Annotated in this window: 1 protein-coding gene; it reads left to right on the forward strand. The window is 51.6% G+C overall.

Going from position 1 to position 10,827, the window contains the following annotated elements; genetic code table 11:
• The first annotated feature begins 19 nt into the window (after positions 1-19).
• Positions 20-10,789 (forward strand): lichenysin non-ribosomal peptide synthetase LicB, encoded by a 10,770-nt coding sequence (gene licB, locus MHH76_RS02205; protein ID WP_339223930.1) that lies wholly within the window; start codon positions 20-22, stop codon positions 10,787-10,789.
• Positions 10,790-10,827: the final 38 nt, after the last annotated feature.

Here is a 10,827-nt window from a genome sequence, read left to right on the forward strand (position 1 = left end):
CAAAAAAACGAGGTGCCTTATGGGGAAACAAAAGATTCAAAAGGTGTATCCTTTGACACCGATGCAGGAAGGGATGCTGTACCACGCAATGCTTGATCCGGAATCTTCCTCTTACTTCACACAGCTGGAGCTATTCATAGACGGGGAATTTGATTTGGGGATCTTTGAAAAAAGCGTGAATCAGCTCGTGCGTTCATACGATATTCTCAGAACGGTTTTTGTTCACCAGCAATTGCAAAAACCGCGCCAGGTTGTCCTGGCTGAACGGCAGGCAATAGTGGAATTTGAGGATCTTGCGGACTTGGATGAGGAAAGGCAAACAAACCGCATTGACCGGTATAAACAAGAGGTACAGGCTGCCGGGTTTAATTTGGCGAAAGACATGCTGTTTAAAACGGCGGTCTTTCGGCTTGACCGGAATAAGTACCTTCTCGTCTGGAGCAACCATCATATCGTGATGGACGGCTGGAGCATGGGGATATTAATGAAACGCCTTTTTCAAAACTATGAAGCGTTTCGAGCAAACCGGACGGTTCCGCTTGATCAGGGAAAACCGTATGCGGACTATATTAAATGGCTCGGCCGGCAGGATAAGGGTGAAGCGGCATCCTACTGGGAACACCGCCTTTCGGGTTTAGAAAGTCCGAGCGTCATTCCCGGCGGCAAACCGCGGCCGGATTCAGAATCGTACCGGAACGAGGAGTTTACGTTTGTTTGGGACAAGAATATGGTGGATGCCCTTCAACAGGCGGCAAACCGCTATCATGTCACAGCTCCCAACCTTTTTCAGGCGATTTGGGGAGCGGTTCTTGCCAAATATAACAGAACCGATGATGTCGTGTTCGGCACGGTTGTGTCCGGGCGCCCGTCGGAAATTGACGGAATCGAGCATATGGCAGGGCTGTTCATCAACACGATCCCTGTCCGTTTAAAGGTCGATCAAAACGTATCGTTTGCCGAGCTGTTCAAACAAGCACAGCAGCATGCGATTGACGCGGAGCGGTACGACTATCTACCGCTCTATGAGATTCAAAAGCAATCGGCATTGGACGGCCGCTTGATCAGCCACCTTGTCGCGTTTGAGAACTATCCGCTTGATAAGGAGCTTGAAAACGGAACGATTCATGAGAGGCTCGGCTTTTCCATCAAGGCTGCCGGAGCTTTTGAACAAACGAATTACGACTTTAATTTGATCGTTTATCCGGGAGCTGAGTGGACGATCAAATTGAAATACAACGGTGCGGCTTTTGATGCGGCTTTCATTGAGCAGGCCGCCGGGCATTTAACGAGACTTGCAGAAGAGGCGATTGCAAATCCCGAGTCAAAAGCAGCCAGCGCCGCCATGTTATCAAAACAGGAGCAACAAACGCTGCTCGCTTTTAATCAAACAAAATCCGATTATCCAAGAGAAAAGACGATCCCGGAGCTGTTTGAAGAACAGGTTAAAGCGTCTCCTGACAAAACGGCTGTTGCCGCTGACGGAAGAAGCCTGACTTACCGCAGGCTGAATGAGAAAGCCAATCAGCTCGCGAGAAGACTGAAAGCTAAAGGCTTGATGCACGGAAATGCCGCCGCCATTATGATGGAGCGGTCGCTTGAAGCAGCCGTCAGCATGCTGGCGGTGCTGAAAGCAGGCGGCGTGTACGTGCCGATCGATCCCGGATATCCTGAAGAGCGGATTCGCTTTTTGCTCGAAGACAGCGGGTCAAAGATCGTCCTTACAAAAGACAGTACGCAGATTTCGCTGGAAGGTTATGAGGTGCTCGCCGTAAATGCGATGGATGCAGAAAAAGAAGATGCCGCCAACCTTGAACATGTCAACAAGCCCGAAGATCTTGCCTATTACATTTATACATCCGGATCGACGGGCAGGCCGAAGGGCGTTATGGTCGAACACCGCAATATCGTCCGCCTTGTCAAAAATGCGGGCTGCATCCCGCTGAAGAGCGGCGTGAAGATGGCGCAGACGGGGGCTGTCAGCTTTGATGCCAGTACATTTGAAGTATTCGGCGCACTGCTAAACGGAGGAACCCTTTATCCCGTCCCGAAAGAGACGCTCCTTGATGGAAAAAGGTTCAACATGTTTCTGAAGGAAACCGGAATCACAACAATGTGGCTGACTTCGCCTCTTTTCAATCAGCTTGCTCAGCAGGATCCGGGAATGTTTGCAACCTTGAACGATCTGATTATCGGCGGAGATGCCCTTGTTCCGGGAATCGTCAACAGAGTCAAACGCGAATCACCGGAACTGTCGCTTTGGAACGGATACGGGCCCACCGAAAATACGACATTTTCGACCTGTTTTTTGATCGATCAAGCATATGAGAGAACGATCCCGATTGGAAAGCCGATCGGAAATTCAACCGCCTATATCGTTGATGAACACGGCTCGCTTCAGCCGATCGGCGTGCCCGGTGAACTGTGTGTCGGCGGAGACGGGGTGGCGCGCGGCTACTTGAATCAGCCTGAGCTGACAGATGAAAAGTTTGTCGGCGATCCTTTTGCCGAAGGGAAGCGGATGTACCGTACGGGCGACTTGGCAAAATGGCTTCCCGACGGGAATATCGAATTCCTCGGCCGAATTGATCATCAAGTGAAGGTTCGCGGCTTCCGGATCGAATTAGGCGAGGTTGAAGCGGCTTTAGCCCGCCTTGAGGGGATTTCAGAAGCGGCCGCTGTCATTCGGGAAAACAACGCCGGAGAAAACGAGATTTGCGCCTATTACACTGCCGTTGGCACGAGGCCGGCCGCACAGCTGCGGACAGAGCTGTCCCGGTCGCTTCCGGAGTATATGATTCCGGCTCATTTGATCGAACTCGACAGCATGCCGCTGACAGCCAACGGAAAGGTTGACAAACGTCAGCTTCCGGCTCCTATCGCTGAAGAGACTGCTAGATTCGAAGCGCCAAAAAATGAAACGGAAGAAATTCTGGCGGCAATCTGGGAAGAGATTCTCGGCATCAAGCAGCCGGGAATCGATGACAACTTCTTTTCCATCGGCGGACACTCGCTGAAGGCGATGATGCTGACTGCCAAAATACAAGAGCAGCTCCAAAAAGAGGTGCCGATCAAAGTATTGTTTGAAAAACCGACGATCAGAGAGCTGGCCGAATTTCTTCAAGGAGAAACAAAAGAGGAAACCGCTTCGATTACGCCGGCACCATCCCGTCCGAATTACCCGGTTTCGTCCGCCCAACGGCGCATGTACATCCTCAATCAGCTCGAAGAAGCAAGCACGAGCTACAATGTGCCGGCGGTTCTGCTTTTGGAAGGCGAATTAGATAAGGAGCGTTTGGAAGCCGCGTTTCGGGCCTTGATCGGCCGCCATGAAACATTGCGGACATCGTTCGAATTAATCGATGGAGAAATCGTTCAAAGCATCCATCAAGACGCGGTTTTTCACCTGACGGAATCAGTGGCGGAAGAAGCGGAAGCCGAAGCGGCGATCAGAGAATTTATCCGGCCGTTTGAGCTGAATAAGGCGCCGCTCGTCCGGGCGGAGCTCGTGAAGCTTGAAGAAAAACGCCATCTGCTGATGATCGATATGCACCATATTATTACGGACGGAAGCTCCACCGGCATACTGATTCGCGACCTGGCCGGCTTCTACCACGGAGAAGAGGCGCCTGCCCCTAAGCTCCACTATAAAGATTTCGCTGTGTGGCAAAACGGACCGGAGCATCAGGAGAAATTGAAAGAACAAGAACAGTATTGGCTTGACGTTTTTAAAGGCGAGTTGCCTGTTCTCGATCTGCCGTACGATTTTCCGCGGCCGTCAAAACGCAGCTTTGAAGGTGACCGTGTCGTCTTCGGAATCGATCAAAAACTGACGGCAGACATTCAAAAGCTGCTTTCTGAAGCTGATGCGACACTTTATATGTTCCTGTTGGCTGCATTTAATATCCTGCTTTCCAAGTATGCGTCACAGGATGATTTGATCGTCGGATCGCCCGTGGCAGGCAGAACCCATCCGGATTTGCACAACATTCCGGGCATGTTTGTCAATACGCTGGCGCTCCGCAATCGTCCCGAAGGAGAAAAAACGTTTAAGCAGTTTTTGCAGGAAGTCAAAGAGACAAGTCTTCAAGGCTTTGCCAAGCAGGATTATCCGCTTGAAGAACTGATTGAAAAACTGCCATTGCCGCGGGATACAAGCCGAAATCCGCTGTTCAGCGTCTTTTTCAACATGCAGAACATGGAGGTCCCGACGCTGAAACTCGGAGATTTGCAGATTTCGTCTTACTCGGTGCGCCACCGCACGGCGAAGTTCGATCTGTCGCTTGAGGCTGTGGAGCATGATGGCGAAATCGGTTTGAGTTTTGACTATGCCGTATCCTTATTTAAAGAAGAAACGATTAGGCGCTGGAGCGGTCACTTCTTAAATGTGATTAAAAAAATCTGCGAAAACCCCGGCATTAAGCTCAGGGACATCGAACTGCTTTCAGTCAAAGAGCGCGCACTTCTGCTCGAAGAAGCGAGGCGCAGCCAGGCGGAGCGCCTTGAGGAGCGGCCGTTTCATGTACAGTTTGAAGAAAAGGTGGACGAAATGCCTGATCAGCCGGCCGTTGTCTGCGGGGAAACGATCCTCACATACCGCGTGCTCGATGAAAAAGCAAATCAGATCGCAAATGTGCTGCGCAGTGAAGGCGTCGGAAAAGACGATGTTGTCGGCATTATGCTGAATCGTTCTGCAGAGGTCGCCGCAGCGATTCTCGGTGTAATGAAATCAGGAGGCGCTTTTTTGCCGATTGATCCGGAAATGCCGACGAGCAGGGTGCAATATATGCTGGAAGACAGCGGAGTCCGCTGGCTCTTAACAGAACCTTCCCATCAAGTGGATCTTGCGGATTGGTATACCGGGAGACTGATAGATGTCAGAAAAGACACGCTGATGGCAAGTAATAAACGGCCGCATCCAACTACGGACGGAGCGAGTTTGGCGTACATCATCTACACATCCGGAACGACTGGCCGGCCGAAAGGTGTTCAGCTCGAACACCGGAATCTGGCAAACTATGTTTCCTGGTTTATCAGTGAGGCGCACCTGTCAGCTTCGGATAAAACGATGCTTTTGTCTTCCTATGCGTTCGATCTCGGATACACGAGCTTTTTCCCGGTGCTGCTTGCCGGAGGAGAGCTGCATATCGTCCCGAAAGAAACGTATACAGAACCGGAGGCATTTACTCATTATATCGGTGAACAAGGGATCACATATATGAAGCTGACGCCGTCGCTTTTCCATACGGTCGTTCAGCCGCAAAGCTTCGCTTTGGCAAAGGGGCTTCAGTCATTGAGACTGATTGTACTAGGGGGAGAAAAAATCAATCCGAAAGATGTGGAGCGGTTCCATTCCCGCTATCCGGACACCAGATTCATCAATCATTACGGTCCGACGGAAACGACGATCGGAGCAATCGCTAAACCGCTCGAGCCGGGCATGATCGGACAATTCGCCGAGCGTCCGACGATTGGACGGCCGATTTCGGGCGCCGGAGCACTGGTATTAGACGCCTCCCACCGGCTTGTTCCCGCCGGAGCAGCAGGCGAGCTGTATATAACGGGAAGCGGGCTTGCAAGAGGATATGTGAACAACCGGGAACTCACGGCTGCGAAGTTTGTCGAAAATCCTTACACGCCGGGCACATTCATGTACCGAACAGGGGATCTCGTCCGCCGTCTTCCGAATGGAGAGATTGAATTTTTGGGGCGGACGGATGATCAGGTGAAAATCCGCGGCTACAGAATCGAATTGAAAGAAATCGAAGAAGCCTTTAACGGGCTTGATGATATAGAGCGGGCTATCGTTCTTTCCTTTACGACTGACTCGGGGTTAGACGAATTGTGCGCTTATATTCAAGCGAAACGACAGCTGCCGGTTTCCGAACTGAGAGAGCGTCTTTCCGAGCGGCTGCCGTCGTACATGATCCCGTCATACTTCGTAACGGTGGATAAAATGCCGCTTTCGGCAAACGGAAAAGTGGACCGCCGCGCACTCCCGGAGCCGCAAGGTCTAAACGGACGAAGCGATTCGTATAGAGCGCCGTCAACCGAAATTGAAAAAGCCCTCTGCGGCATTTGGGAAGAGGTGCTTGGCGTTCAGAAGGTCGGACTTGACGACAATTTCTTCGATCTTGGCGGACATTCATTAAAAGGAATGATGCTGATAGCGGAAATCCAATCCAAGCTCGGAAAAAAAGTACCGTTAAAAACATTGTTCGATTGTCCGACAGTCGGCTTGCTCGCCCGCAGTATTGAAGCATCCGAAGGACAGTCACAACAAAGCGCGATTCAGCCTGCCGAAAAACGCGACTGGTATCCGGTTTCATCCGCTCAGCAACGGATGTATGCCCTCCACCATTTTGAAAAGAACGGAACGGGCTACAACATGCCGTCTGTTCTCATGATGGAAGGCGTGCTTGATACGGATCGTTTAAGACGGGCGTTCGCCGACTTGGTGAACCGCCATGAATCATTGCGAACCGCATTTATTGAAATCGATGGCCGTACCGTTCAAATTGTGCATGAAAAAGCGGACATTGACTTAAAGGTTATTCATATTCGTGAAGAGGACGCAGAAGCGGAAATCAACCGCTTTATCAGACCGTTTGATCTCAGCACCGCTCCGCTGATCAGAGCCGAGTTGCTTTCCATCAGCTCTACGCGCCATCTGCTTTTGATTGATACACATCATATTATTGCGGACGGCGTTTCCAGAAGCCTTTTCGTCAAAGAAATCGCTCAGCTTTATAAAGGCGCTTCGCTCCCTGAGCCGAAGCTGCACTACAAGGATTATGCGGTGTGGCAGCAAGAACCTGACCAGCAAGAAAACATTCGGAAACAGGAAGATTTCTGGCTCCGTCAGTTTAAGGAAAGCGTTCCGGAACTCAGCCTTCCGCTCGACTTTCCGCGTCCTCCTGTCCAAAGCTTTGCCGGTGACCGGGTTCGCTTTAAAGCATCAAAAGACGCCGCCCTTAAAATCCGCCGTTTGACGGCGGAAACGAACACGACGCTGAATATTGTGATGCTCGCCGTTTTTAACCTGTTTTTAAGCCGCCTTGCCGGCCAAAAGGATATTGTCGTCGGTACAGCGGCAGCGGGCAGAACGAATGCTGATCTGAAAGACATGCCGGGGATGTTCGTCAATTCGTTGGCGCTGAAAAACCATGTACCTGATCAAGCATCATTCAGCGAGTTTTTGGAAGAGGTCAAAAACAACAGCCTCGCAGCCCTCGACCATCAGGACTATCCGTTTGAAGAGCTGATCGCCAAGCTTGATTTGCCGCGCGATATGAGCCGGAATCCGCTGTTCAATGTCATGCTGACAACGGAAGATCCTGATAAAGAGACGCTCGATTTAGACGGTCTGACAATCAAGCCGTATGAGATTTCACATGCTGCTGCCAAGTTCGACCTGACACTGGGGGCTTTTGAAAAAGATCATGAAATCGGCCTTCAGTTCGAATATGCAACAGATTTGTTTCAGAAACAAACGATTGAACGCTGGAGCGGATATTTGCTTAACCTGCTCGAAGCGGTTGCCGAAAACCCGGATGCCCGCCTTTCAGAGCTTTCGCTTCTGGATGAAGCGGAAAAACGGCGGATCGTTCAAAATTGGAATGAGACGAAGCTTGATGTGCCGGAGGACAAAACGGTCCATGAGCTGTTCGAAGCGCAAGTCCTCCGCACGCCTGACCGCGGGGCAGCGGTGTACAACGGCGTGGAGTGGACATACAAAGAGCTGAACGCGCGGGCGAACCGCCTGGCTCGGCTGCTGATCGAAAAAGGGGCCCGCCCTGAACAGCGGATCGGGATCATGGTCAAGCCTTCGCTTGAAATGGCCGCTGGCGTGCTCGGAATTTTGAAAGCGGGAGCGGCCTATGTGCCGATCGATCCTAGCTATCCGGCCGAGCGGATCGGATACGTGCTGAAAGACAGCGGAGCAGAGCTGCTTTTGACGCAAAGCGGATTAACGGTGCCAGACACATTTACCGGAGACGTGATCGATTTGAATAGAGAAGGCTCCATTCTGGACGGCGAGCTTTATCCAGAGGATGACATGAATCCAAACGCGCAAGCTCAGTCTGACAACCTGGCCTACTTGATCTACACATCGGGCACGACCGGCCAGCCGAAAGGCGTCATGGTCGAACACCGGTCGCTCGTAAACTTGTGTTATTGGCATAATGACGCCTTTAAGGTCACCGAACACGACAAAAGCGCGAAATATGCCGGCTTCGGCTTTGACGCTTCCGTCTGGGAGATGTTCCCGTATTGGATCGCCGGAGCGGAGCTTCACATCATTGATGAAGCGATCCGAATGGATATTACGCGCTTAAATCAATACTTTGAAGAGAACAAAATAACGATCACGTTCCTGCCGACACAGTTGTGCGAACAGTTCATGGAGCTGGACAACCAGTCGCTGCGCGTGCTGCTTACGGGCGGAGACAAGCTGAAACGGATCGCAAAACGCTCCTACACGCTCGTCAACAACTATGGACCGACGGAAAACACGGTCGTCGCGACGAGCGCGGCGATTGATCCTGATGAAGGAATGCTTTCAATCGGAAAGCCGATCGCCAATACGCGGGTGTATGTGCTAGGACAAAACAACGAAGTCCAGCCCGTCGGTGTCGCGGGTGAGCTGTGCATCGCCGGCCGCGGGCTTGCGCGCGGCTATCTGAACAAGCCAGAGGAAACGGCGAAGCGTTTTACGGAAGACCCGTTTGTGCCGGGCGAGCGCATGTACCGGACGGGGGACGCGGTCAAATGGCTGGAAGATGGACGGCTTGAGTACATCGGCCGAATCGACCAGCAGGTGAAAATCCGCGGCTTCCGGATCGAACTTTCTGAAATCGAAGTCCAGCTCGCGCGGCTCTCTGAAGTGCAGGAAGCCGTCGTCACCGACATCGAAGACGCCTGCGGCAACAAAGCGCTGTGCGGCTATGTCGTTGCGAATGAACAGCTTGATACAGAAAGCCTCGCCCGGAAGCTGGCGCAGACGCTCCCGGACTATATGGTACCGTCATTCTGGGTGCAGCTTGATGAGCTCCCGGTTACGGCGAATGGAAAAGTCGACCGAAGGGCGCTGCCTCAGCCTGACGTCGAAGCGCAGACAGCCGAATACAAAGCGCCGCTTACAGAAACGGAACAGCTGTTGGCGGACATTTGGCAGGAGGTTCTCGGTATAGACCGAATCGGGATCACAGACAATTTCTTCGCGCTCGGCGGGGACTCGATCAAAGGAATTCAAATGGCAAGCCGGCTTCAGCAGCACGGATGGAAGCTGGAGATGAAGGACTTGTTTCAGCACCCGACGATCGGAGAGATCAGTTCGTATATTGAATGGGCCGATGCTAAACCGATCAATCAAGGACCTGTCGAAGGGGAAGTCACATTGACGCCGATTCAGCGCTGGTTCTTTGAACGCAAATTTACGAACGAGCATCACTGGAATCAGTCGGTTATGCTTCACGCGCCTTCAGGGTTTGACCCGGAGCTCGTTGAACAGACATTGGCGGCATTGACAGAGCATCATGATGCATTGCGCATGGTGTATCAAAAGAAAAACGGCCGCCTCATTCAGTATAACCGCGGGCCGGGCGACCGTTCGTTCGCCTTTCGAGTGGTTGACCTTCGATATGTCACTGACATTGAAACGGAAATCGCCGCCCAGGCAAACCGTCTTCAGGCAAGCCTTGATCTCGAAAACGGGCCGCTTGTAAAGGCAGAACAGTATCAGACTGCGGAAGGCGACCATTTGCTGATCGTCATTCACCATTTGGTGATCGACGGCGTGTCATGGCGAATTCTGCTGGAAGACTTTGCATCAGGCTACTCGCAAGCCGCACAGCAGCATGACATTGTCTTCCCCGACAAAACCAATTCGTTTAAAGATTGGGCAAAAGAGCTTGAGGCATATGCACAAACCGAACGCTTTCTTAAAACGGCCGATTATTGGCGCAGACTTGAACAAGAGCGCATTTGCGAGCTGCCGAAAGATCGGGCTGCCGCAGAAAGAAAAGCGGAAAACACTTCTGCAGTTACGTTTGAATTAAGCGAAGCGGAGACGCGTCTGCTGCTGACGAAAGTGCATGAGCCGTATGGAACGGATATCAACGACATCCTGCTTTCCGCCCTCAGCCTGACAATCAGAGAATGGACGAACGGCTCCAATATTTGCATCAATATGGAAGGGCACGGCAGGGAGGAAATTATTCCGGGGATGAATATTTCGAGAACGGCGGGATGGTTTACCGCGCAATATCCGGTTATTTTAAAAAGCGAAGCAGCGGCAGGATTGCCTGAGACCATTAAAAACGTCAAAGAAACCCTTCGGCGCATTCCTGACAAAGGAATCGGCTACGGCATCCTTCGCTACTTAACAGACCGGAAAAAAGCCGGTGCCGATTTCTCGATCAAGCCTGACATCAGCTTTAACTACCTGGGGCAGATCGACAGGGAGGTGCAGACCGATTTCTTCGGACCTTCTTCTTATGATATGGGCAGACAGGTTTCTGAAAGGTCTGAAGCGCTCTATGCGCTGAGCTTCAGCGGCATCATCAGCAAGGAAAAATTCATCTTGTCATGTTCATTCAATACAGAGGAATATGACAGACAGACCGTACAAGGGCTGATGGACAGATTCAAAGCTTCCCTAACGGCATTGATCGATCATTGTACAGCTAAAGAGGAGCGCGAATTTACACCGAGTGATTTTTCTGCCGGCGATCTTGAGATGGAAGAAATGGGCGACCTGTTTGACGTTCTTGAAGAAAACTTGAAATAAACACCGAGGACTTGCCCGCTTGTTAAGCGGGCGAGCCT

This window comes from Bacillus sp. FSL L8-0193, from assembly GCF_037976065.1.
Lineage (GTDB): Bacteria > Bacillota > Bacilli > Bacillales > Bacillaceae > Bacillus > Bacillus paralicheniformis.

Bases quoted from the DNA above. Each gene is read 5' to 3' on its own strand.
- licB (WP_339223930.1), top strand. From the start codon at position 20: ATGGGGAAACAAAAGATTCAAAAGGTGTATCCTTTGACACCGATGCAG.